The organism is Roseateles asaccharophilus, from assembly GCF_031458115.1.
GTDB classification, from domain to species: domain Bacteria; phylum Pseudomonadota; class Gammaproteobacteria; order Burkholderiales; family Burkholderiaceae_C; genus Pelomonas; species Pelomonas asaccharophilus_A.
In genome coordinates, this window is record NZ_JAVDXV010000001.1 from 320,125 (window position 1) to 343,031 (window position 22,907).

The 22,907-nt window shown below is 69.4% G+C and carries 23 protein-coding genes; 8 read left to right on the forward strand and 15 right to left on the reverse strand.

Going from position 1 to position 22,907, the window contains the following annotated elements:
- Nucleotides 1–10 precede the first annotated feature (10 nt).
- Nucleotides 11–616 carry a histone gene (locus tag J2X21_RS01415; RefSeq protein ID WP_310323944.1) on the forward strand — a complete coding sequence of 202 codons (606 nt, stop codon included), beginning with the start codon at nucleotides 11–13 and terminating at the stop codon, nucleotides 614–616.
- 111 nt (nucleotides 617–727) lie between these two features.
- On the opposite strand, the gene J2X21_RS01420 is transcribed toward J2X21_RS01415, so the two are convergent.
- From J2X21_RS01420 to J2X21_RS01475, 12 genes are all read right to left on the reverse strand, one after another.
- Entirely contained in the window at nucleotides 728–1,711 is a 984-nt protein-coding gene (locus J2X21_RS01420) for a zinc-ribbon and DUF3426 domain-containing protein (protein WP_310323947.1), read from the reverse strand.
- Nucleotides 1,708–2,598: a 50S ribosomal protein L11 methyltransferase gene (prmA, locus tag J2X21_RS01425; protein WP_310325421.1), complete on the reverse strand. Its 891-nt coding sequence runs from the start codon at nucleotides 2,596–2,598 to the stop codon at nucleotides 1,708–1,710. The genes J2X21_RS01420 and prmA overlap by 4 nt, the downstream gene beginning before the upstream one ends.
- A gap of 52 nt (nucleotides 2,599–2,650) precedes the next feature.
- Nucleotides 2,651–4,000, reverse strand: coding sequence for an acetyl-CoA carboxylase biotin carboxylase subunit (accC, locus tag J2X21_RS01430; RefSeq protein WP_310323949.1), 1,350 nt, complete (start codon nucleotides 3,998–4,000; stop codon nucleotides 2,651–2,653).
- Nucleotides 4,001–4,009: 9 nt separating this feature from the next.
- Nucleotides 4,010–4,483 (reverse strand): acetyl-CoA carboxylase biotin carboxyl carrier protein, encoded by a 474-nt coding sequence (gene accB, locus J2X21_RS01435; protein WP_310323951.1) that lies wholly within the window; start codon nucleotides 4,481–4,483, stop codon nucleotides 4,010–4,012.
- Nucleotides 4,484–4,539: 56 nt separating this feature from the next.
- Nucleotides 4,540–4,986 carry a type II 3-dehydroquinate dehydratase gene (aroQ, locus tag J2X21_RS01440; protein WP_310323954.1) on the reverse strand — a complete coding sequence of 149 codons (447 nt, stop codon included), beginning with the start codon at nucleotides 4,984–4,986 and terminating at the stop codon, nucleotides 4,540–4,542.
- A gap of 140 nt (nucleotides 4,987–5,126) precedes the next feature.
- Nucleotides 5,127–5,648 carry a TlpA disulfide reductase family protein gene (locus J2X21_RS01445; protein WP_310323957.1) on the reverse strand — a complete coding sequence of 174 codons (522 nt, stop codon included), beginning with the start codon at nucleotides 5,646–5,648 and terminating at the stop codon, nucleotides 5,127–5,129.
- The gene (locus tag J2X21_RS01450; protein ID WP_310323959.1) at nucleotides 5,645–6,238 is read right to left on the reverse strand and encodes a hypothetical protein; all 594 of its coding nucleotides are present in this window, start codon (nucleotides 6,236–6,238) and stop codon (nucleotides 5,645–5,647) included. The genes J2X21_RS01445 and J2X21_RS01450 overlap by 4 nt, the downstream gene beginning before the upstream one ends.
- Nucleotides 6,235–6,951 (reverse strand): monofunctional biosynthetic peptidoglycan transglycosylase, encoded by a 717-nt coding sequence (gene mtgA, locus J2X21_RS01455; protein ID WP_310325422.1) that lies wholly within the window; start codon nucleotides 6,949–6,951, stop codon nucleotides 6,235–6,237. The genes J2X21_RS01450 and mtgA overlap by 4 nt, the downstream gene beginning before the upstream one ends.
- Entirely contained in the window at nucleotides 6,951–7,766 is an 816-nt protein-coding gene (aroE, locus tag J2X21_RS01460; protein ID WP_310323962.1) for a shikimate dehydrogenase, read from the reverse strand. The genes mtgA and aroE overlap by 1 nt, the downstream gene beginning before the upstream one ends.
- Nucleotides 7,763–8,614 carry a TonB family protein gene (locus tag J2X21_RS01465; protein WP_310323965.1) on the reverse strand — a complete coding sequence of 284 codons (852 nt, stop codon included), beginning with the start codon at nucleotides 8,612–8,614 and terminating at the stop codon, nucleotides 7,763–7,765. The genes aroE and J2X21_RS01465 overlap by 4 nt, the downstream gene beginning before the upstream one ends.
- Nucleotides 8,614–10,629 (reverse strand): ribonuclease catalytic domain-containing protein, encoded by a 2,016-nt coding sequence (locus tag J2X21_RS01470; protein WP_310323968.1) that lies wholly within the window; start codon nucleotides 10,627–10,629, stop codon nucleotides 8,614–8,616. Before J2X21_RS01470 ends, J2X21_RS01465 begins: the two co-directional genes overlap by 1 nt.
- Before the next feature lie 18 nt (nucleotides 10,630–10,647).
- The gene (locus J2X21_RS01475; protein WP_310323971.1) at nucleotides 10,648–11,238 is read right to left on the reverse strand and encodes a YqiA/YcfP family alpha/beta fold hydrolase; all 591 of its coding nucleotides are present in this window, start codon (nucleotides 11,236–11,238) and stop codon (nucleotides 10,648–10,650) included.
- 121 nt (nucleotides 11,239–11,359) lie between these two features.
- Here J2X21_RS01475 and J2X21_RS01480 point away from each other — a divergent pair, with 121 nt between their 5' ends.
- The 6 genes from J2X21_RS01480 (at nucleotide 11,360) to clsB (ending at nucleotide 18,120) form a co-directional block, all read left to right on the forward strand.
- Nucleotides 11,360–14,038, forward strand: coding sequence for a zinc-dependent metalloprotease (locus tag J2X21_RS01480; RefSeq protein ID WP_310323974.1), 2,679 nt, complete (start codon nucleotides 11,360–11,362; stop codon nucleotides 14,036–14,038).
- Nucleotides 14,039–14,130: 92 nt separating this feature from the next.
- The gene (locus J2X21_RS01485; RefSeq protein ID WP_310323977.1) at nucleotides 14,131–14,541 is read left to right on the forward strand and encodes a PaaI family thioesterase; all 411 of its coding nucleotides are present in this window, start codon (nucleotides 14,131–14,133) and stop codon (nucleotides 14,539–14,541) included.
- Nucleotides 14,542–14,611: 70 nt separating this feature from the next.
- Nucleotides 14,612–15,409, forward strand: coding sequence for a CsgG/HfaB family protein (locus tag J2X21_RS01490; RefSeq protein ID WP_310323982.1), 798 nt, complete (start codon nucleotides 14,612–14,614; stop codon nucleotides 15,407–15,409).
- Nucleotides 15,410–15,427: 18 nt separating this feature from the next.
- On the forward strand, nucleotides 15,428–15,901 hold the full coding sequence (gene nudB, locus J2X21_RS01495; protein WP_310323985.1) for a dihydroneopterin triphosphate diphosphatase: 474 nt from the start codon (nucleotides 15,428–15,430) through the stop codon (nucleotides 15,899–15,901).
- Nucleotides 15,898–16,683 carry an endonuclease/exonuclease/phosphatase family protein gene (locus J2X21_RS01500; RefSeq protein ID WP_310323988.1) on the forward strand — a complete coding sequence of 262 codons (786 nt, stop codon included), beginning with the start codon at nucleotides 15,898–15,900 and terminating at the stop codon, nucleotides 16,681–16,683. Before nudB ends, J2X21_RS01500 begins: the two co-directional genes overlap by 4 nt.
- Nucleotides 16,684–16,857: 174 nt before the next feature.
- Nucleotides 16,858–18,120, forward strand: coding sequence for a cardiolipin synthase ClsB (clsB, locus tag J2X21_RS01505; RefSeq protein WP_310323991.1), 1,263 nt, complete (start codon nucleotides 16,858–16,860; stop codon nucleotides 18,118–18,120).
- A 7-nt stretch (nucleotides 18,121–18,127) separates the two neighbouring features.
- Here the strand turns inward: clsB and J2X21_RS01510 are convergent, their stop codons facing one another.
- The 3 genes from J2X21_RS01510 to hutU all read right to left on the reverse strand — a co-directional run bounded on the left by J2X21_RS01510 (nucleotide 18,128) and on the right by hutU (nucleotide 22,108).
- Entirely contained in the window at nucleotides 18,128–18,853 is a 726-nt protein-coding gene (locus tag J2X21_RS01510) for a transporter substrate-binding domain-containing protein (protein WP_310323995.1), read from the reverse strand.
- Nucleotides 18,854–18,929: 76 nt separating this feature from the next.
- Nucleotides 18,930–20,435, reverse strand: coding sequence for a histidine ammonia-lyase (gene hutH, locus J2X21_RS01515; RefSeq protein WP_310323997.1), 1,506 nt, complete (start codon nucleotides 20,433–20,435; stop codon nucleotides 18,930–18,932).
- Nucleotides 20,432–22,108, reverse strand: coding sequence for a urocanate hydratase (gene hutU, locus J2X21_RS01520; protein WP_310324000.1), 1,677 nt, complete (start codon nucleotides 22,106–22,108; stop codon nucleotides 20,432–20,434). The genes hutH and hutU overlap by 4 nt, the downstream gene beginning before the upstream one ends.
- 67 nt (nucleotides 22,109–22,175) lie before the next feature.
- Between hutU and hutC the strand changes: the two genes are divergently transcribed.
- Nucleotides 22,176–22,895: a histidine utilization repressor gene (gene hutC, locus J2X21_RS01525; protein ID WP_310324003.1), complete on the forward strand. Its 720-nt coding sequence runs from the start codon at nucleotides 22,176–22,178 to the stop codon at nucleotides 22,893–22,895.
- Nucleotides 22,896–22,907 lie beyond the last annotated feature (12 nt).

Genomic DNA, 22,907 nt, shown 5'->3' on the forward strand with positions numbered 1-22,907 from the left:
GGAGAAAACCATGGCAACTGCGAAGAAAGCTCCGGCCAAGAAGGCCGCTGCAACCCCGGTGAAGAAGGCCGCCGCCAAGAAGGCAGCCCCGGCGAAGAAGGCCGCTCCGGCCAAGAAGGCTGCTCCCGCCAAGAAGGCCGCTCCGGCCAAGAAGGCGGCTGCAACGCCCGTGAAGAAAGCCGCTGCCAAGAAGGCTGCTCCGGCGAAGAAGGCCGCTCCGGCCAAGAAGGCTGCAGCTCCCAAGAAGGCTGCTCCGGCGAAGAAGGCTGCTGCTCCCAAGAAGGCCGCTCCGGCCAAGAAGGCTGCAGCTCCCAAGAAGGCTGCTCCGGCGAAGAAGGCTGCTGCTCCCAAGAAGGCCGCCGCCCCCAAGAAGGCTGCTGCCAAGCCCGCCGCGAAGCCTGCTGCCAAGAAGGCCGCTGCTCCGAAGAAGGCTGCTGCAAAGCCCGCCGCCAAGCCTGCTGCGAAGCCTGCTGCCAAGAAGGCCGCTGCTCCGAAGAAGGCCGCTGCCAAGCCTGCCCCTGCGGCCAAGCCTGCTGCTGCTGCACCCGCTCCTGCCGCCAAGACGGCTCTGAGCCCGCAAGCCGCCTGGCCCTTCCCCACCGGCAACAAGCCCTAAGCGCTTGTCTGAGCGGGCGGTTCGCCGCCCGTTTTCAGCAAATGCGAAACCCGGCCCGCTCACGCGGTGCCGGGTTTTTTCTTGGTCGGTGCCGCCGCAGCGGCGGGTGTGTCAGGGGTAGAAGAGGTTGACGCTGTAGCCGCTGACGCGCTTGCCGCCGGTGCCGAAGCTGAACGACAACTCGTGCTCGGACTCGGCCGCCACTTGCTTGAGCTGCGGTTGCAGCGCCTCGGGGCCGATGACGCGGCGAGCGAACGGGGCACCGCTGGCATCGGTCAGGCTCAGCTCCACCGAGGGCGCAGCCACCTCCACGGCGGTCTTGTTGCGCAGCGACAGGTTGAGCTTGTAGCCGTTGCCGCCGCCCATCAGGCTCAGCGAATGGGACTCAAGGCTGATGGCCTCGATGCGTCGCCACGGCTGCACCTCGCAGCCGAAGGCGCTGCACAGGCCATTCAAGGCTCCACGCAACGGCGGATGCAGTGCGGCCAACGCATGGCGGAAGTGCAGCGTGACCTGCAGCAGCAGCAGCAGGGCCAGCAGCAATGACACCAGGCCCAGAGCCAGCTTCACGCCGGGGCGATTCCAGCGCGCGCTGTTCTCGGCGCGGCGCATGAACTCGGGCATGGCGGCCGCTGACGCTGCTGCCGCCACTGCCGGCTCGGTGAAGCCGGGTGCGGCCGGCTCCTCGCGGCTGGTGACGGGTTCGGGCTCCGGCGCTGGAGCCGGCGGCGCGATCAGGTCATCCACCCAGCGCGGCTCCTGCCGGCTTCCGATGGGCTCGCTGGGCCAGCCGGTCGGCAAGGCTTCCATGCGGGGCTCGGGTTCGGGTTCCGGCGGCGGTATCCACACCGGGGGCGGTGGTGGCGGGGGAGGCGGCGGTGGTGGTGGCGGAGGAGGGGGCTCCACCATCGCCTGAGGCGCATAGGCGACCGGCCATGGTGGCGGTGCGTCGCGCTCGATGTCGAACAGCAATTCGCGGGCGTCGAAGATCTCGGAGCAACGGCCGCAGCGCACCCAGCCGTCGGACACGCGCAACTGGTCCTCCACGATCCTGAAGACCGTGCCGCAAGCGGTGCAGCGCGTGGCGAGACTCATGTTGCGCGCTGTGCCGTCATCAGGATCCACCCGTCCTCTTCATCGCTGACCGACAGCTGAAGCCACGGCGCATAGGCTGCTTTCAGTTCATCGGCCTGGCGCGACAGGATGCCGGCCAGGATCAGATGACCCCCGCGCGCGACATGGGCGCTGAGCAGCGGGGCCAGCAGCTTCAGCGGCGTGGCCAGGATGTTGGCGATGACCAGCGGGTACTCGCCCTGTGCCAGTTCGGGCAGGCCGGTGTTCAGCGTCACGCTATTGGCCGTGGCGTTGTCGCGCGATGACGTGATCGCGGCGGGATCGATGTCCACCGCATCGATGCTCTTGGCGCCGTGCAGCGCCGCACCGATGGCGAGGATGCCGGAGCCGCAACCATAGTCCAGCACACGAGGCCAGGCTTGCTGGGGCTGTGTCGCGATCCAGCGCAGGCACATGCGCGTCGTCGGGTGCGTGCCGGTGCCGAAGGCCAGTCCCGGGTCCAGGCGCATGACGCGCCGGGCCTGCGGCGGCGCCTCGTGCCAGCTGGGCACGATCCAGAACTCGGGCGTGATCTCGACCGGCGCGAACTGGCTTTGCGTCAGCCGCACCCAGTCCTGCTCGGGCACAGACTGGATGGCCTGCACGTGCACGTCGGCGGCCCAGTCCTGGGCCAGGATCAGCGTGGCCGCTTCGGTGGCCTCGGGTTCGGAAGGGAACAAGGCCTTGACGACCGAGCGTTCCCAGCCGGCCGCGGGAGCGGGCATGCCGGGCTCGCCGAACAGCGCGTGCTCGGCGTCGGTGTCGGCATCGGCGTCCTCGACGGACACCGCGAGGGCATCGATCTCCATCAGCGCGTCGCTGACGATCTCGACGTCGGCTTCGCGGCAGACCAGGGCAAGTTCAAACAGATGACTCATGCGCAGTATTGTCCAGCGAGTGCAGACATCGGCGCGGGTCGAGTCATCGCTTGTGCGCCGCCATCCAGCTCTCGAGGTAGTGAATGGAGGTTCCACCCTCGATGAACTTGGCATCGGCCATCAGCTCGCGGTGCAGCGGGATGTTGGTCTGGATGCCTTCGACCACCGTCTCGCTCAGCGCGATGCGCATGCGGGCCAGGGCCTGCTCGCGCGTGTCGCCGTGCACGATGATCTTGCCGATCATGGAGTCGTAGTTGGGCGGCACGAAGTAGTTCGTGTACGCATGTGAGTCCACGCGCACGCCGGGGCCGCCGGGCGCGTGCCACATCGTGATGCGGCCGGGCGACGGTACGAACTTGACCGGGTCCTCCGCGTTGATGCGGCATTCGATCGCGTGGCCGCGCATCTCGATCTGGCGCTGCGTGAACGGCAGCTTCTCGCCGGCGGCGATCCTGATCTGCTGCTGCACGATGTCGATGCCCGTCACCAGTTCGGTGACCGGGTGCTCCACCTGCACGCGCGTGTTCATCTCGATGAAGTAGAACTCGCCGTTCTCGTACAGGAACTCGAACGTGCCGGCACCGCGGTAGCCCATCTTCTTGCAGGCGGCGGCGCAGCGGTCGCCCACCTTCTCGATGGCGCGGCGGGGAATGCCGGGCGCCGGCGCTTCCTCGATGATCTTCTGGTGGCGGCGCTGCATGGAGCAGTCGCGCTCGCCCAGCCAGACCGCGTTCTTGAACGTGTCAGCGAGGATCTGGATCTCCACGTGGCGTGGGTTCTCCAGGAACTTCTCCATGTAGACCTCGGGGTTGCCGAAGGCCGCACCGGCTTCGGCGCGCGTGGTCTGCACCGCGTGCACTAGGGCCGCCTCGGTGTGCACGACGCGCATGCCGCGCCCGCCGCCGCCGCCGGCCGCCTTGATGATGACCGGATAGCCCACCGAGCGGGCGATCTTGATGATCTCCTTCGGGTCTTCCGGCAGCGCGCCTTCCGAGCCGGGCACGCAGGGCACGCCGGCGCGGATCATGGCCTGCTTGGCCGAGACCTTGTCGCCCATCATGCGGATGGACTCGGGCGTCGGGCCGATGAAGGTGAAGCCGCTGCGCTCGACGCGCTCGGCGAAGTCGGCGTTCTCGCTGAGGAAGCCGTAGCCGGGGTGGATGGCCTCGGCGTCGGTGACCTCGGCCGTGGCGATGATGGCCGGCATGCTGAGGTAGCTCTGCGCGGACGGCGCGGGGCCGATGCAGACGGCCTCGTCGGCCAGGCGCACGTACTTGGCGTCTCGGTCGGCCTCGGAGTACACGACGACGGACTTGATGCCCATCTCGCGGCACGCCCGCTGGATGCGCAGGGCGATCTCGCCTCGATTGGCGATAAGAACCTTCTTGAACATCAGAAGTCCTTACTCGATGACGAACAGCGGCTGGCCGAACTCGACGGGCTGGCCGTTCTCGACCAGGATCTTCGTGATCGTGCCGGTCTTGTCGGCCTCGATCTCATTCATGATCTTCATGGCCTCGATGATGCAGATGGCCTCACCTTCCTTGACGGACTGGCCCACGTCGGCGAATGCCTTGGCGTTGGGGCTGGAGGCTCGGTAGAAGGTTCCCACCATGGGCGACTTGACGATATGGCCGGTTTCGGCCACCGGCGCCGGAGCTGCCGCCGTCGCAGGTGCAGCGGCCGCCACGGTCGGCGCGGCGGCATGGACCACCGGTGCCGCTGGCACGGGGGCGTAGACCGGCTGGACCGCCACGGCGGCGGCCGGGTCGGACTTGACGATGCGGACCTTGCCGTCGGCCTCGGTGATTTCCAGTTCGGAGATATTGGACTCCGAGACCAGATCGATCAGGGTTTTGAGCTTGCGCAGGTCCATGGTGGGGGCTCCAGGCGATGTAGTTGTTGTGGGTGAAGGGGCAAGTCCGGTGCCGTTCAGGCGCCGGCTTCCAACGATTCGAGGGCGTGGCGCAGCGCGAGGCGGTAGCCATTGGCGCCCAGGCCGCAGATGACGCCGACCGCCAGGTCGCTCAGATAGCTGTGGTGGCGGAAGGCCTCGCGGCGGTGGATGTTCGACAGGTGGACTTCGATGAAGGGCAGGGCCACGGCCGCCAGCGCGTCGCGGACGGCGACGCTGGTGTGCGTGTAGGCGGCCGGATTGATGACGATGAAGCGCGTGCCGTCGCTGCGCGCGGCCTGGATGCGGTCAACCAGCGCGCCTTCGTGATTGCTTTGGAAGCTGACCAGCTTGGCGCCCGCTTCGGTCGCGATCGTGCTCAGTTCAGCATCGATCTGTGCCAGGGTCTGCGCGCCGTACACCTCGGGCTCGCGGGTGCCGAGCAGGTTGAGGTTGGGGCCATGCAGGACGAGAACTTGCATCAAACACGTGGTAACGCCCTGGAACCAGAGGTCTAGAGAGTCGCCACTAAATTGAGGAAGGGCGAACTTTACGCGTTTTGAGGCCGATTTCCCGCCGGATTGGGGAAATTCTCAGGTTGCGCCCGGGCGGAGCCGGTTTGGGGTCAGGTTCGCGCCAGTTCGCGCAGGTCTTGCAGGTGCGTGACGCCCAGACGGCGCCAGCTGATCTCGCCGGTCTCGTCGAAGACGACCGAGAACGGCAACCCGCCGGCGGGGTTGCCCAGCTCCCGCACCAGGCCCAGGCCCTCGGGGCCGCCCAGCGCGATGGGGAAGTCCAGCGGCGTCTTCTTCAGGAAGGCCTTCACCGGATCGGCCTGGTCGATGGCCAGGCCCAGCACCTGCCAGCCGCGGCCCTTGGCCTCGTTGTAGAACTGGTTGATTTCCGGCAGCTCCTTCACGCAGGGCGGACACCAGGTCGCCCAGAAGTTCACGAGCAGCGGCTTGCCGCGCCAGCGGGCAACGTCCAGCTCGGCGCCGTCCAGGCCGGGGAAGCGGCGGGCCCAGAACGCCTGTGCGACGGCGGAGGCGGCCGGCGGGTTGGCGCGACGCCAGGCCAGTGAGGCGCCCAAGGCGGCGGCGCCGATGCCGGCGCCGGCGAGCAGGAGGCGGCGGGTGACGGGATTCATGGCGGGGGTGATTCTTCCAGCAAGGCCTGCAGGGCGCCCAGGTCGCCGCGCTCGGTGCGGCCGCGGGCGTCGGGTTTCAGCGCGCCGCGCAGGTCGTCGAAGTCCAGGATGCTGAGGCACAGCGTGACGCGCTCCTGCAGCGCAGGGCAGGGCACATCCAGCACCAGCATGTCGACGGCGCGGCCGCGTGGGCCGGTGGTCTCGGCGACGTCGAAGTCCAGCCCTCGGTCCAGCAACGCGATTTCGGCGGCCTTGCTGTCGTCGCAATAAAGCTGCAGGTGGATGTTGGACAGCCGCGTGGCCGTGCCGCGCCAGACGGCGCCGGCCAGGTGCGGGCGGAAGTCGGCCAGCCGGCCCATCCATTGCGCGGCCAGTTCGCGCAGCGCGCGCAGCTCGGCCGGCTGCGTGTCGGCATGGAAGATCGCGATGTGCTCGCGCACGGCGTCTTCCACCTCGTCGTTGCCGGGCAGCGTGGCGCCGCGGGCCAGACCCAGGTCGCGGACGGCGCGCTGCTTGGCAGGCCCCCAATCCATGCCTTCGTCGACGATGAGGCGGGCGGCGGCGGCGGCGATCTCTTCCGAATCACTCATGGAAGCTGAGCACTGGGCATGCGACTGACGATCAGGGCGGCGCGGCCCAATACATATGGCGAACCGGGCTGGCGCTCGAAGCGCTTGGGCGCGGGGAGCATGACGGCCAGCCGGGCGGCCTCGAAGACGCCCAGCCTTGCCGCGTCGGTGCGGAAGTAGTGCCGCGCCGCGGCCTGGGCGCCGAACAGGCCTTCGCCCCATTCCACGCTGTTCAGGTAGATCTCCAGGATTCGCTGCTTGCTCAGCAGGTTCTCCAGCATCAAGGTCAGCACCAGCTCCTGGCCCTTGCGCAGCAGCGTGCGCTCGCCGGACAGGAACAGGTTCTTGGCCAGCTGCTGGGAGATGGTGGAGCCGCCGACCACCTTGGCCGGCGCCTTGGCCTTGCGCGCCTCGGCGCGGGCCTGCGCCTTCTCGTTCTTCTTCCAGGCGCCCTTCAGCGCGTCCCAGTCCACGCCGCCGTGCTCGGCGAAGGAATCGTCCTCGCTGGCGATGACGGCGCGCTTCAGCGAGGCGGGCAACTGGTCGTTGTCCACCCACTGCTGCGACCACGCCACCCGCTGCTTCTCGGTGGCCAGGCGAATGGCCTCGCTGCGCTGGAAGCTGGTGGACTGCGGCGCCAGCACGTTCATCAGCGCGATGCGGCCGGCGAACCACAGCTGAAGGCACAGCACGGCCAGCACCAGCACGGCCAGCAGGCGGCCGACGTGTCGCATCACAGCGTGGCCCTCAGCGCTTTCAGCACCGGCGCCGTGTCGGGCCGCACGCCGCGCCAGAAGAAGAAGGCCTCGGCGGCCTGCTCCACCAGCATGCCCAGGCCGTCGCGCGGCTCGGCGCCGTGGGCGGCGGCCCAGTCCAGGAAGCCCTGGGCCTTGGGGCCGTACATCATGTCCAAGGCCAGGCTGCCGCGCTTGAGCACGCGGGCATCGACCGGCGAGGCCGCTCCGGCCAGGCTGGTACTGGTGGCGTTGATGACGATGTCCTGCGCCGCCGGCGCATCGGCCAGCGTCGCGGCCGACAGCGTCACGCCGAGGTGGGCATGGCTTGCGACCAGCGCCTGCGCCTTGTCCAGCGTGCGGTTCACGAGGGTGACGCGCGCGGGCCTGGCCGCAATCAGCGCGCCTAAAGCGCCCGCGCTGGCGCCGCCAGCGCCCACCAGCAGCACCTGCAGGCCGGCCAGCGAGCGGCCGGTGTTCTTCTGGATGTCGTTCACCAGCCCGGCGCCGTCGGTGTTGTCGCCGGTCCAGCCGTCCGCGTCGAAGCGCAGCGTGTTGACGGCGCCGCCCAGCTGCGCGCGCTCGGTGCGATTCGCGGCCAGCGCGAAGGCGTCGAACTTGAACGGCACGGTGATGTTGCAGCCCTTGGCGCCGGCGGCGACGAACGCCTTCAGCGCGGCCTCGAAGCCATCCAGTGGCGCCAGCAGGCGTTCGTAGGTCAGCGTCTGGCCGGTCTGCTCCGCAAACATCGCGTGGATGGCCGGCGAGCGGCTGTGTTCCACCGGGTTGCCGACCACGGCATATCGATCAGTCATGGTTGTCCACTCAATGTCGTTTCCAGCCCCTCGTCGCGCGTGAAGCGGAATCGCGACGTGATGACCAGCACCTCGGCGCCCTTCAGCATCTCGCTGCTGAAATTGCCGAAGGGCGAGGCAGCCTGGACGATGGCGATGGCACGGCGGTCCAGCGTGGTGTTGCCGCTGGAGGCCAGGATGTCGGTCTCGAGCACGCGGCCCTTGTGGTCGATATGGATGTTCATCGTCAGCTCGCCGTAGAGCTTCTTGCCGCGGGACTCGGGAAAGTCGCGCGTGCCCCGCTCCTCGATGCGGCGGCGCAGGCCATCGTAATACTGCGCATAGACCACCTCGCGCGTGGCGGGGCTGATGTAGCGCTTGCGAGGCCGGGCGCTTTCCTCGTTGACCCGTTTCTCGATCTCGGCCAGCAGGTCCACCAACTGTCGGCGCTTCTCAGCCTGGGCGCGTTCGCGGGCGTCGGTCTTCTCACGCTTGGGGTCGGGCGGTGGCAGCAGCGCCAGGTCGCGGCGCAGCTGCGTCAGCAGTTGCTGCTGCTGCTGTTGCAGGCTCGCGATCTGCGAACTCTGCGACTGCGCGGCATCGCCGATCTCGCTGTGCCGCGCGGGCGGCAGCGGCGAGGTGGCACGACCGGTCTCCATGTTGCCGCCGCCGGCCAGGTTGGCCTGGGCCAGCGCCGCCGCCTTGGCGGGCGGCTCGTTGGTGCGCGTGTTGACCAGCACCACCTCCAGCGGCGTGTCCTGGAAGATGCGGTTGAAGGCCGTCGGCGCGGCGAAGCGCAGGCTGAGCAACACCACATGCACGCCCAGCGAGAACGCCAGTGCGATCTGCAGCGTGCTCAGCTTGCGCATCAGCTTTGCGCGGGCTCGGGTTCGTTGATGTCGATGGCCAGCGCAATCGGCGCAGCGGCGGCTTCGAGCTCCTCGTCATCGCCTTCCGCTTCGTCGGCGGCCGCCTGCTCATCCAGTCGCTCGATCAGCGTGGCATGCACGTCCAGCGTCATCTCGTCCAGGCCGGTGATGCGCACCTTCACGTGGCTGCCGCGTGGCAGCGGCTCGCAGCCCAGCGCCTTGAACACCAGCGGCAGGTCGTCGGCGCGCACCAGCCCTTCCTTCATGACCGTGGCGGTCAGCTCGGTGGTGCCGTTCTGCTGCAGCCAGCGCAGCGTCCAGAAGCGCTCGATGCCGTTCTGGAAGCCGTTGTACGCGGCGTAGGCGGCCTCGAAGCCCGAGATGATGGAGAACAGCGCGGCGTCCTTGGGCTTGAACGGCGCGACCAGCGCGGCCGTCTTGCCGTGGCGGGCCGCCGCGATGATCTGCCACTGGTTCACCAGGTCCACATAGCGACGCAGCGGCGAGCTGGCCCAGGTGTAGCTGGCCACGCCCATGCCGGCGTGGGGCAGCGCCTTCACGCCCATGCGCACCTTGATGCCGGGCGCCAAGCTGGCCTGGCTGCGGTAGATGCCGGGCAGGCCCAGTTCGGCCAGCCAGCCGCCCCAGGCGGAGTTGGCCAGGATCATGGCCTCGGCCACGATCAGGTCCAGCGAGCTGCCGCGCGCGCGCACGCTGATCTCGACGGACTCGCTGCCGTTGGGCGGCTCCATGCGCTCGCCGGCCAGGCGGAAGTTGTAGTCGGGCCGGTTGAAGTTCTCGGGCTTGCCGCGCACCACCTCGCGCTGCGCCTTCAGCACCTTGGCCAGGCGCCAGCAGAAGGCCAGCTCCGGCGCGAAGGCGTAGTCGGCGGGGGCCTCGCCCGACAGCGTGGCGTCGGTGACGATGCCGTCCAGCTTGTCGTGGCGCAGGTTGGCGGCGATGTGCACGCGCTCCAGCTTGGTTTCCTTGGCCGTGATCGCCAGCGTGGACTCGTCCATCGTGAAGTAGATGGACACGGCGGGGCAGTCGCGGCCCTCGATCAGCGTGTACGTCTGCACGACTTCGTCGGGCAGCATGGTGATCTTCCAGCCCGGCATGTAGACGGTGGACAGGCGCTCGCGGGCGACCTTGTCGACCGCCGAATCCGGCGTGATCGCCAGGCCGGGTGCGGCGATGTGCACGCCGAAGGTGACCGTGCCCGTGCCCAGGCCCTGCACCGACAGCGCATCGTCGATTTCCGTCGTCTGCGAGTCGTCAATGGAGAAGGCCTGCACCGGGCTCAGCGCCAGCTCGTCCTTGATCTCCGGCGCCGTCAGCGCCGGGAAGCCCACGCCCTTGGCGAAGTTCTCGAACAGGAAGCGCTTCCAGTGGAACTGGTAGGGGCTGGTGATGGCGCCGGCGCCCTGCAGCAGGTCCAGCGGCGCCTTGTGCGCCAGCTTGCTCGCCTCGACGACGGCCTTGTACTCCGGGCCGTTCTTGTCGGGCTTGAACAGGATCTTGTAGATCTGGTCCTGGATGGGCTGCGGGCAGGTGCCGGCCACCAGCTCCTGCGCCCAGGCCTCGATCTGCAGCGCCTGCTGGCGCTTGCGCTCGATGCCCAGCAGCGCGGCCTTGACCGTTTCCTCGGGCGCCTTCTTGAACTGACCCTTGCCGGCGCGGCGGAAGTAGTGCGGCGCGTCGAACAGCCGCATCAGCGCGGCGGCCTGCTGCACGACGCCGGCCTTGGCGTCGAAATAGTCCTTGGCGAGATCGACAAAGCCGAACTCGCCCTCGGGCGCGAACTCCCAGGCCAGGTCCAGGTCGATGTCGTCGGCCAGCTTGCGGGCCTCGGCCAGCAGCACGGCCGGCGCCGGCTGCTCGAACTTCAGCAACACATTGGCGGCCTTGACCTTGACCCGCTTGCCCGAGTCCAGTTCCACCTGCATCGAGGCGTCGGCCTCGCTCATCACCCGGCCGGCGAGGAATTTCCCGGCGTCGTCAAACAGCGCAAACATAAGGGCGCGATTGTCGCCTCAGCGCAGCAGATGTTTTTCGAGGCCGGGCAGATGGTCTTCGAAGTCGGTCAAGCCATGGTCGCTGCCGGCTATGACCTCGCCGTCGCAGCCGGCGTAGCGGGCCAGCATCTCGCGCCAGTCCAGCAGTTCGTCGCCCTTGGCGATCAGCGCGTAGTAGCGGGCCGGCGTCGTCAGCCGGGCGGGAGGCGTGAGTGCCGCCAGCTCGGCCACATGCTGGGCCGTGAACTCGAACTTCAGCTCGGGGTCGTGCCAGGCGGTCAGCGTGCCGATGTGGCGAGCCAGGTCGCGCGCCGGGTCCACGGCCGGGTTCAGCACGGCCACGCGCCAGCCGCGGTGGGCGGGCCGCTCGGCCAGCGAGGTCGCGTAGAAGCCGCCCAGCGAGCTGCCGATGACGGCCACGCCGTCCGCCGGCCAGCCGGCGACCAGCTCGTTGGCCAGCGCCATCGCCTCGCGCGGCGACGGCGGCAGTTGCGGGCAGGCGAAGGTCAGGCCTGCCTGCTCGGAGGCCCAGGCCGCCATGCGGCGCGCCTTGGCGGAGCCCGGTGACGAGCGGAAACCGTGCAAATAGAGCAGATGGGTCAACGACATGACGGAAGTTTTTGCGTGAAGTTTTGCGCCTGCGCGACGGGGGCGGCATCGGATTGACGCAAGTGTCGCCGCGCTTAAAGTGGCCGGCTTTCGTTTCCTTCGGACACATCTCATGACCCCGATGTCGCGTTCCGTCCTGGCCTCCGCCGCGCTACTCGCGCTGGCGGCCGTGGCCCAGGCCCAGACCCCCGCCGCCCCGGCTGCTGCCGCTTCGGGCCCCGCTGCCGCCGCGCCCGCGCGCCCGCCCGCCGATCCCACCGCGCCCAAGCCCTTTGCCGACGTCATCAAGGGCGCCAAGGAGCAGCCGGGCCTGTTCCCGGTCTGGCGCAAGGACGAGAAGGTCTGGATCGAGATCCCGAAGGAGGCTTTCAACAAGCCTTTCCTGTTCAGCGTCAACGTTGCCAACTCCATCGGCGAGCGCGGCCTGTACGCCAGCCAGATGCTGGGCGACGAGATGGTGGAGTGGCGCCGCATCGGCAACCACGTGCAGCTGATCGCGCTGAACACCAAGTTCCGCAGCGCCAGTGCCGACAGCAAGCTGGTGCTGGAGCAGGCCTTCTCGCCCAGCCTGGTCACGGCCGGCCCGGTCGCGAGCGCCGATCACCCCGACCGCAAGTCGGTGCTGGTGGATGCCAGCGCGCTGCTGCTGGGCGACATCCCCGGCTATTCCACGCGCCTGGAGGCGGCCTACCGCCTGCCGTACGCGCCCGACCGCGCCAACTCCTTCATCGAGGCCAGCCGCGCCGATGCGCAGATCACGACGCTGACCTCGCGCGTGCACTTCGCGACGCCGCGCATCCCCGCGCCGCCGCTGGTGGCCGCGCCGGTGCCCGTGCCCACGCCGCCGCAGGCCACGCCGGACCCGCGCTCGATGTTCTTCAGCTTCGTCTACAGCTTCCGCGCGCTGCCCGAGAAGCCGGCCGCCATCCGCCATGCCGACCCGCGCCTGGGTCATTTCATGGAGAGCTACAGCGACCTCGGCGACGACACCAAGGCCAACACGCGCGTGCACATGGTGAACCGCTGGCGCCTGGAGAAGAAGGACCCGAACGCCGCGCTGTCCGAGCCGGTGCAGCCGGTCGTCTACTGGATGGACAAGAACATCCCCGCCAAGTACCGCGAGGCGGTCAAGGCCGGCATCCTGGAATGGAACAAGGCCTTCGAGAAGATCGGCTTCAAGGACGCCATCCAGGCCAAGCAGCAGCCCGACGATGCCGACTGGGACAACATGGACTCGACGCATGCGTCCATCCGCTGGTTCACCGGCTCCGATGTGGGCTTCGCCATCGGCCCCAGCAACAAGGACCCTCGCACCGGTGAAATCCTCGACGCCGATATCGGCATGAGCGACGTGTTCGGCCGCGGTTCGCGCCGCCTGGCCGCGGACGACGTGGCCGGCCATGGCCACAGCCACTCGCACGACCACGCGCACGCCGCCAGCTGGATGGGCGAGCGCAGCCGCGCGCTGAGCGAGCAGTTCTGCAGCTATGCCGCCGACCAGGCCTCCGAGTTCGGCTTCGCGCTGGACCTGCTGGCGCTGCGCGACGGCATGGACATGAACGGCCCCGAGGCCGAGGCGCTGGCGCAAGCCGTCGTGAAGGACGTCATCATGCATGAGGTCGGCCACACGCTGGGCTTCAAGCACAACTTCCGCTCGTCCACGACCATCACGCAGGCGCAGCTGAAGGACAAGGCCTGGACCGAGGCTAACGGCATCTCCAACTCGGTGATGGACTACAACGCCTACAACCTGCCGCTGAAGGGCGAGGCGCGCTCCACGCTGACCAACACGACGCTGGGCGCCTACGACTACTGGGCCGTCGAGTACGCCTACAAGCCCATTGCCGCGGGCCAGGAGGCCGCCGAGCTGGCCAGGATCGCCGCGCGCTCGACCGAACCGCAGCTGGCCTATGGCGACGACATGGACCAGGGCGTGGGCGGCATCTACGACGGCTTCGACCCTCGCAGCAACCAGCGCGACCTGGGCGACGACCCGCTGGCCTATGCCAAGAAGCGCCTGAAGCTGAACCAGGAGCTGTGGGAGCGCGTGCAGGCCCGCAAGCCCGAGGCTGGCGAAGACCCGCTGCGCTCGCGCCGTTCGGTGCTGGAGTCGTTCCGCCAGCTGGGCATGACGGCCAACAACGTCAGCAAGTACGTGGGCGGCCTGCAGGCCGAACGCATCGTGCCGGGCGTCACGCCGGGCCAGGCCTTCAAGCCGGTGGAGACCGCGCAGCAGCGTGAAGCGCTGCGCTTCATCGCCACGGGCCTGCTGTCCAGCGACGCGTTCAAGTTCAAGCCCGAGTTCCTGGCCGCGCAGACGCTGGACTACAACGAGTGGGAGCGCGGCCTGCCGCTGTCCATCCCCGACACCGTCGCCGCGCTGCAGGGCCGCGTGCTGGACCGCCTGATGTCGGCCGCCACCGCGCGCCGTCTGATCGACCAAGGCAGCTACCTGCCCGAGGCGCAGCGCAAGTCGGCCGTGTCGCTGAGCGAGGTGTACGCCACGCTGCAGGGCGCCATCTTCAGCGAGCTGAAGACCGGTGCCGAGATCGACCGCATGCGCCGCAGCCTGCAGCGCGAGTACATCAAGCGCCTGCAGCTGCAACTGAACCGCTCGACCAATGCCGCCACCAGCTACGCCGACGCATTCGCCATGGCACGCTGGCACGCCAGCCAGCTGGCTGGCGATCTGCGCGCGGCCTCGGCCAAGCCGGGCCTGTCGGTCGAGACGCGCGCCCACCTGGCCGAGTCGCTGGACCTGTTGAACAGCATGCTGAAGGCCACGCTGACGCGCACCTGATCGTTTGGCGCGCTAGCGCATCTCCAAAGGCCGGCAGCGATGCCGGCCTTTTCTTTTGGGTGATTACGATGCGCGCGGGAGGAGCAGTACCCATGCAAGACATCACGCAATTCAACCAGGTTGGCGCCGGCAACCTGCCGGGCCATCTGGGCATCGTCATCACCGGCGTGGAGGGCGGCGAGATCCACGCCGAGCTGGCCGTGCGGCCCGAGCTGATGGCACCCAACGGCTTTCTGCACGCGGGCAGCGTCGTCACGCTGGCCGACACCTGCGCGGGCTATGGCTGCATGGCCAACCTGCCGCGCGGTGCCAGCGGCTTCACGACCGTTGAGCTGAAGTCCAACCACATGGGCACCGCGCGCGAAGGCGTGGTCAGCTGCGTGGCCCGGCCCGTTCACCTGGGCCGCACGACGCAGGTCTGGGATGCGGTCGTCACGCACAAGGACAGCGGCAAGACGCTGGCACTGTTCCGTTGCACGCAGATGGTTCTGTACCCCAAGTGAGGGGTCAGGCACCGTGGTGTCCCTTGTTCTAGGGCCGCTGCGGTGCAGGCGGGGAGGCAGACTCGCGCCCATGAGAAATCTGCGCCTGCTGGTCGTGCCCGCCGTTGTCCTGCTGCTTGCCGCTTGCGGCAAGTCCTCCACGTCGCTGGGCGAGGGCGGCTCCGTCATCAGCGGGTCGGCCGGCCCGGCCGGTGCGCACAAGGCCAGCCGCGAATTGGTGAAGTGCGACGCGCCGGTCGCGACGCTGGCACTGGTCGAGAACCCCAACGGCTACGCCTATTCCGGCTACCAGTTGCCGTCCAGCCCGGTGCCGCTGGTGCGGCTGCTGGCGCAGCAGAGCGGCTGCTTTCGCGTCGTGGACCGCGCCGCGGGCCTGAAGGCCACCGTGCGCGAGCAGGAGCTGAAGGACGCCGGCGTGCTGCGCCAGCAGGGCAACACCGTGAGCAAGGGCAAGGGCTACGAGGCGCAATACAGCCTGACACCCAGCCTCACCTTCAGCGAGCAGGACGCCGGCCGGCAGATCGGCGGCATCCTGGCGGCCATTCCCTACCTGAACAAGCTGGTCGGCGCGGCCGAGCAGGTCAAACTCAAGCAGGCGCAGGCGGCGCTGCTGCTGACCGACAACGAGACCACCGAGCAGGTGGCGGCGTCCACCGGTTCCGTGGAGGTGGCCGACCTGGGCGTGGGCGGTGCCGTGCTGGGCAAGCTGGGCGGCGCGGCCGGCGCCGGCTGGAGCAACTCCAACGAGGGCAAGGTCATCGCCGCCGCCTTCCTGGACGCGCACAACCAACTGGTGGCGCAGGTGCGTGAACTGCAGGCCAAGGAACTGCCGCCGGAGGTCGCGCGGCGCAAGGCCCAAGGCGGCTGAGGTCGCTATGCTTTGGCCATGCAGTTGGCCAAGCCTTTCAAGATTCCCGAGTCGGTTCTCGTCGTCATCCACACGCCCGACCTGCAGGTGCTGCTGATCGAGCGCGCCGACCATCCGGGCTACTGGCAAAGCGTCACCGGCTCCAAGGACGCGCTGGACGAGCCGCCGGCCGAGACGGCCCGGCGCGAGGTCTGGGAGGAGACCGGCTTCGACATCGCGGCGGTGGGCGGCGAACTGCGCGACTGGCAGCTGGCCAACGTCTACGAGATCTATCCCCACTGGCGGCACCGTTATGCGCCGGGCGTCACGCGCAACACCGAACACGTCTTCGGCCTACAACTGCCCGAGGCGTTGACGCCCACGCTGGCGCCGCGCGAGCATCTATCGTGGCTTTGGTTGCCCTGGCATGAAGCGGCCGACCGCTGCTTCTCGCCGTCCAACGCCGAGGCGGTGCTGCAACTGCCGCGGTTCAGTCCGGTGCCGTCGTCATGAGTCCACTTCGTCCTACTCCTCACTCTCCCGGCGATGTGTTGAGAGTCGCCACCTACAACATCCACAAGGGTGTGCGTGGGCTGGGGCCGGCCAAGCGGCTGGAGATCCACAACCTGCAGATGGGCGTGCAGGCGCTGGACGCCGACCTCGTGTGCCTGCAGGAGGTGCGGCTGTTCCACCACCGCGAGGCCGCCTATTTCGACCGCACCTGGTTCGGCTGGCCCGAGAAGGGGCAGGCCGAGTTCCTGGCGCCCGACGGCTACGAGGTGGCCTACCGCACCAACGCGACCACCAAGTTCGGCGAGCACGGCAACGCGCTGCTGTCGCGCTGGCCCATCGGCGACATCGGCCACCACGACGTGTCCGACCACAAGTTCGAACAGCGCGGCCTGCTGCACGTGCCGGTGCGCTGGCAGGGCACCGAGGTGCATGTGGTGGTGGCGCACTTCGGCCTCATCCATTCCAGCCGCGTGCGGCAGGCGGAGCGGCTGGCCATCTTCGTGCGCGACCATGTGCCCGAGGGCGCACCCGTGCTGGTGGCGGGCGACTTCAACGACTGGGGCGAGCGGCTGGACACGTCCATGCGCACGCACGGCCTGCGCCGCGCGTCGGCGCCCAACCGCATGCGCGCGGCCACCTTCCCGTCACGGCTGCCGGTGTTCTCGCTGGACCGCGTCTACATGCGCGGCCTGCGCTGCACCGGCATTCAGGTGCCGCGCGGCCCGTCGTGGGCGCGCATGTCCGACCACCTGCCGCTGGTCGTGGAACTGGCGTTGGAATGACAGGCGTTAGGCCCCTCGCCCGGTCTTGCCGCGCTGAACGCGGGCAAGCCCAGTCGGTCCCCCGGGGGGACGGCGATGCTTGCGGCGTTGAGCCGCAAGCACATCGCCTGCGGGCCGGCTTGGGGCGGCCCGGCGCCGGCGCGCTGGTGGTGCAAAGCACCACGGAACGCTGATATGCGTCGCCTCGGCACCAGGCGACGCCAGCGCCACCAGTCTTCCGACACCGGTTTCGTCGGCGGCAACCACATCGAACTGCTGCGCGGCGGCGACCAGCTGTTCCCGGCCATGCATGCGGCCATCGCGCAGGCGCAGCGCGAGGTCTGGCTGGCTACCTACATCTTCCACGACGACGACACCTCGCTGGCGCTGGCCGACGCGCTGATCGCCGCCGACCGGCGCGGCGTGCGGGTGCGCGTGGTGGTGGACGGCTTCGGCAGCGGCGCCAGCCTGCACACGCTGCACAAGCGCTTCGAGGGCAGCGGCGTCGCATTCGCGGTGTTCCGGCCCATGGACCGCTGGTGGCGCTGGTTCCAGCGCGGCCAGCTGCGCCGCCTGCACCAGAAGCTGTGCGTCGTCGACAACGAGGCCGCCTTTGTCGGCGGCATCAACGTCATCGACGACCGCGTGGACCTGCACCACGGCCTCAGCGAACAACCGCGGCTGGACTATGCGGTGGAGGTTCGCGGCGGCCTGGTGGACGCCGTCGCGGTCAGCGTGCGCTCCATCTGGTCGCGCGCCTGGCTGGGCCGGGAGTTCGACGATGCGTTGCTGGACTACGTGCCGCTGCGGCGCCGCTTCAGCCTGTGGCTGACGCAGGTCTGGCGCGGGCCGCAGCGCCTGGCCGCCGCGGTGCCGCACCTGCCGCCCGTGTGCGCCGCCTTCGTGCTGCGCGACAACCTGCGCCGCCGCACGACCATAGAGCACGCCTACGCCGACGCCATCCGCGGCGCGCGCCAGAGCGTGGACGTGATCTGCCCCTACTTCTACCCGGGCCACCGCATCCGCCGCGCGCTGCGCGTCGCGGCCCAGCGCGGTGTGCGCGTGCGTCTGCTGCTGCAGGGCAAGCTGGACTACCGCATCGCCGGCTGGGCCGCCGAGGCGCTGTACGCCGACCTGATGCGCCACGGCATCGAGGTGTACGAGTACATGCCGGCCTTCCTGCACGCCAAGGTGGCCGTCGTGGACGACCACTGGGCCACGGTGGGCAGCTCCAACATCGACCCGTTGTCGCTGCTGGTCAACCTGGAGGCCAACGTGGTGGTGCTGGACCGGCGCTTCGCGACCCGGCTGGCCGGCGAGATCGACATCGCGCTCGCGGCGTCGGAGCGTGTTGGCGAGCGACGCGGCACCGGCTGGCGCGCGCTGTACCACCGTGCCGTCGTGGCCTGGTTCGCCTATGTGTTCCTGCGCGTGGCGGGGGCGGTCGGAAGGTATTGATCGCTGGTCATGGCGCGGGCCGCGCGCGCACCGCGTCGTCGAAGCGGGTCAACCACTCCGGCGGCACTTGCTGGCTGCAGGCCAGATGGCGCGTGGGCGGCGGCGGCATGCCGGGCAGCAGCACCACCTCCACCTGCTCGGCATCCGGCCCGCCCGCGGCGCGCAGGCGCGTCAGCTCGGCGGCCGTGGAGATGACGAAGTCCACGCGCCCCCGCGCCAGCATGGGCAGCAGCTGCGCGCTGGCCGCACTGGCACGTTGCGGCGGCACGGCACGCTCGGCGATCCAGCGGTCCAGAGTCTCGCCATAGGCCACGCCGTCGAACGCCAGCAGCTGGAAGCGCGTGTCGCGGATGGCCGCCTCGGCACTGCGCAACGCTCGCAGCGCCGGCGCGACGCGGCTGGCCGCCAGGAAGACCTGCTGGTTGCTCTGCAGGATGGGGAGGCTGTAGCGGGCGAACTGCCGCCGTTCCGTGGTGTCGAACGCGCCGAGCACGCAAAAAGGCGTGCGGTTGGTGCGTAGTTCCTGCAGGCTGCGCTTCAGCGGCACGGGCTTCCACGTCAGCGTCAGCCCCGCGTCGGCGGCCCAGCGCGTGGTGCGGGCGGCCATAGGGACGTCGGGCACGCCATTGCTGCGCAGTGGCATCTGAGGCAGGTAGTGCATCACCATCGGCTCGGCGTGTGCGGGCGTCGCCAGACTGGCGAGCACGAGCAGGGCGGGGAAGGTGGGGCGCATGACAACGGCGCGGGCGGCTGCGCCGATTCTGTGCCGGCCGCGCGCGGGCCGCCCCCACGCATTCCTGGGGGCTGCGTCAGCCGCCGAAGCTGGGAGCGTGCGACGCCTTCAACACGCCCGCCTGCACCAGCGCCGCCGCCCGCTCGATGTCCGGCGCCAGGTAATGGTCGGCCGGGCTGCTGGCGCAGTCCGCGCGCAGCCGCTGGTGCAGCGCCTCGACCGGCGCCGAGCTTTGCAGCGGGCGCAGGAAGTCGATGCCTTGCGCGGCGGCCAGCATCTCGATGGCGACGATGTGGGCCGTGTTGTCGATCATCGCGTGAAGGCGGCGCGCGGCGAAGGTGGCCATGGAGACATGGTCTTCCTGGTTCGCGCTGGTGGGCAGGCTGTCCACGCTGGCCGGGTGGGCCAGGCTCTTGTTCTCGCTGGCCAGGGCCGCGGCCGTCACGTGGGCGATCATGAAGCCGCTGTGCAGGCCGGCGTCGGCCGTCAAGAAGGGCGGCAGGCGCGAGATGCCCGGGTCGATCAGCATCGCGATGCGGCGCTCGGCGATGGCGCCCACCTCGGCGATGGCCAGCGCCAGGTTGTCGGCCGCGAAGGCCACCGGCTCGGCGTGGAAGTTGCCGCCCGACACCATCACGTCGTCGAACACCAGCGGGTTGTCGGTCACCGCGTTCGCCTCGCGCACCAGCACCTGCGCGGCATGGCGGGCCTGGTCCAGGCAGGCGCCCATGACCTGGGGCTGGCAGCGCAGGCAGTAAGGGTCCTGCACGCGCTCGTCGCCTTCGCGGTGCGACTGGCGGATCTCGCTGCCGGTGGCCATGGCGCGGTACACGGCGGCTACCTCGATCTGGCCGGGCTGGCCGCGCACCTCATGGATGCGCGCGTCGAACGGGCCGTCGCTGCCGCGGGCGGCGTCCAGCGTCATCGCGCCGCTGGCCAGCGCCGTCGCGAACAGGCCTTCGAAGCGCAGCAGCGCATGCAGCGCCAGCGCCGTGCTGGCCTGCGTGCCGTTGATGAGGGCCAGGCCCTCCTTGGCGGCCAGCGTCAGCGGCTGCAGTTCCAGGCGGGCCAGCTCGTCGCGGGCCGGCATGCGCTTGCCGTCGACCAGCGCCTCGCCTTCGCCCATCAGCGCCAGCGTCATGTGGGCCAATGGCGCCAGGTCGCCACTGGCGCCCACCGAGCCCTGGCAGGGCACGTAGGGGATGAAGCCGGCGTTGAAGGCGTCCAGCAGCGACTGCACCACCTCGCGGCGCACGCCGCTGAAGCCACGCGCCAGGCTGCCGGCCTTGGTGGCCAGCATCAGGCGCATGACCTCGGGCGACATCGGCGCGCCGACGCCCACCGCGTGGCTGCGGATCAGGTTCAGCTGCAGTTGTGCGAGCTGGTCTTTCGCGATGCGCGTGCTGGCCAGCTTGCCGAAGCCGGTGTTGACGCCGTAGACCGGCGCATCGCCCGCGGCGGCGGCGGCCACCATGGCGGCGCTCCTGTCGACGGCGCTCCAGTCGGCCAGTTCCAGCGCGGCGCGGCCGGCGGCGATGTCGGCGAGCTGGGCGAGGGTGAGTTGTCCGGGAATGAGTTTCATAGCGACGGGAGATTGAGTTCGTTCTTCTTCGCGCAGGCGGCGGCCGATTCGTAGCCCGCGTCGGCGTGGCGCATGACGCCGGTGGCCGGGTCGTTCCACAGCACGCGAGAGACGCGCTTCGCGGCGGCCTCGCTGCCGTCGCAGACGATGACGACGCCCGAGTGCTGCGAATAGCCCATGCCCACGCCGCCGCCGTGGTGCAGGCTCACCCAGGTGGCGCCGCCGGCGGTGTTCAGCAGCGCGTTCAGCAGCGGCCAGTCGGACACGGCATCGCTGCCGTCCTTCATGCCCTCGGTCTCACGGTTGGGCGACGCGACCGAGCCACTGTCCAGGTGGTCGCGGCCGATGACGATGGGCGCCTTCAGCTCGCCGTTTTTCACCATCTCGTTGAACGCCAGGCCGGCGATGTGGCGCTCGCCCAGACCCAGCCAGCAGATGCGCGCCGGCAGGCCCTGGAAGGCGATGCGCTCGGCGGCCATGTCCAGCCAGCGGTGCAGCGCGGCGTGCTGCGGGAACAGCTCCTTCAGCTTCGCGTCGGTCTTGCGGATGTCCTCGGGGTCGCCCGACAGCGCCACCCAGCGGAACGGGCCCTTGCCCTCGCAGAACAGCGGCCGCACGTAGGCGGGCACGAAGCCAGGGAAGTCGAACGCGTTGGCCACGCCCTGGTCCTTGGCGACCTGGCGGATGTTGTTGCCGTAGTCGACGGTGGGAATGCCCATCTGCTGGAAGGCCAGCATGCCTTTCACGTGCTCGGCGGCGCTCTTGGCGGCGGCGGCCTTCAGCTCGGCGTGCTGCGCCGGGTCGGCCGCGGCGGCCTTCCATTGCTCGACGCTCCAGCCCGAGGGCAGGTAGCCGTGGATCAGGTCGTGGGCGGAGGTCTGGTCGGTCACCAGGTCGGGCTTGATGGCCGTGCCCTGCTTGCAGCGCTCGGCCAGCAGCGGGATCAGCCGCGCCGCATTGCCCAGCAGCGCGATGGACTTGGCCTCGCCGGCGGCGGTGTACTTCGCGATGCGGGCCAGCGCGTCGTCCAGGTCGGTGGCCTGCTCGTCCACGTAGCGCGTCTTCAGGCGGAAGTCGATGCGGCTTTGCTGGCACTCGATGGTCAGCGAGCAGAAGCCCGCGAACGTGGCGGCCAGCGGCTGGGCGCCGCCCATGCCGCCCAGGCCGGCCGTCAGCACCCAGCGGCCCGTGGCGGCGCCGCCGTAGTGCTGGCGCGCCGCCTCGGCGAAGGTCTCGTAAGTGCCTTGCACGATGCCCTGGCTGCCGATGTAGATCCAGCTGCCGGCCGTCATCTGGCCGTACATCATCAGCCCCTTGCGATCCAGCTCGTGGAAGTGCTCCCAGGTGGACCAGGCCGGCACGAGGTTGGAGTTCGCCAGCAGCACGCGCGGCGCGTCGGCGTGCGTGCGGAACACGCCCACCGGCTTGCCCGACTGGATCAGCAGTGTCTCGTCGTCGCCGAGTTCGCGCAGCGCCTGGCAGATGGCGTCGAACGCGTCCCAGTTGCGCGCCGCCTTGCCGATGCCGCCGTAGACGACCAGCGCATCCGGGTTCTCGGCCACGGCCGGGTCCAGGTTGTTCTGCAGCATGCGGTAGGCGGCCTCGGTCAGCCAGCTCTTGCAGCTGAGCTGCGTGCCGGTGGGGGCTTTGACGGGACGGGGCAGGGCGGGCATGACTTCTCCTTTTGGATCGGGTGGACTCTAGTTGTCTATACAAGTCAAGTCAACTAGCATGCCGCCCATGCCTCGAACCGCCACAAGTCCCGAACCGCAGTACCTCAAGGTCAAGAACCATCTCCGCGAAGGCATCGCCAGCAGCCACTGGGTGGCCGGCGACCTGCTGCCCAGCGAGGGCGCGCTGGTGGCGCAGTTCGAGGTCAGCCGCATGACGGTGAACCGCGCGCTGCGCGAGCTGGTGCAGGAGGGGCTGATCGAGCGCGTGCAGGGCGTGGGCAGCTTCGTCGCGCAGCTGCACCGCATCTCGTCCACGCTGAACGTGCGCGACGTGCACGAGGAGATCGTCGAGCGCGGCGGCCAGCATGAGGCGCGCGTGCACGCGCTGGTGAAGGGCAAGGCCACGCCGCAGCAGGCGGCGGAGCTTGGGCTGAAGCGTGGTGCGCCGGTGTTCCTCAGCCTCATCGTGCACCTGGAGAACGGCCAACCCATCCAGTGCGAGGAGCGCGCCGTGAACCCGGCCTGCGCGCCCGACTACCTGGCCCAGGATTTCACGCGGGTTACACCGACGCACTACCTGCTGGACGTGGCGCCACTGTCGGAAGCGCGCTACATGATCGAGGCGGCGCTGCCCGGCGAGGTGGAGGCCCGCTTGCTGGGCATCAACCGGCGCGACCCCTGTCTGGTCGTGAAGCGCATCACGTACAGCCGCGGCGTGGCGGTCACCAGCGTGAAGCTCACGCACCCCGGCGTTCGTTACCAATTGCAAGGGAGCTTCTCGGCATGACTTTCGCGGCCT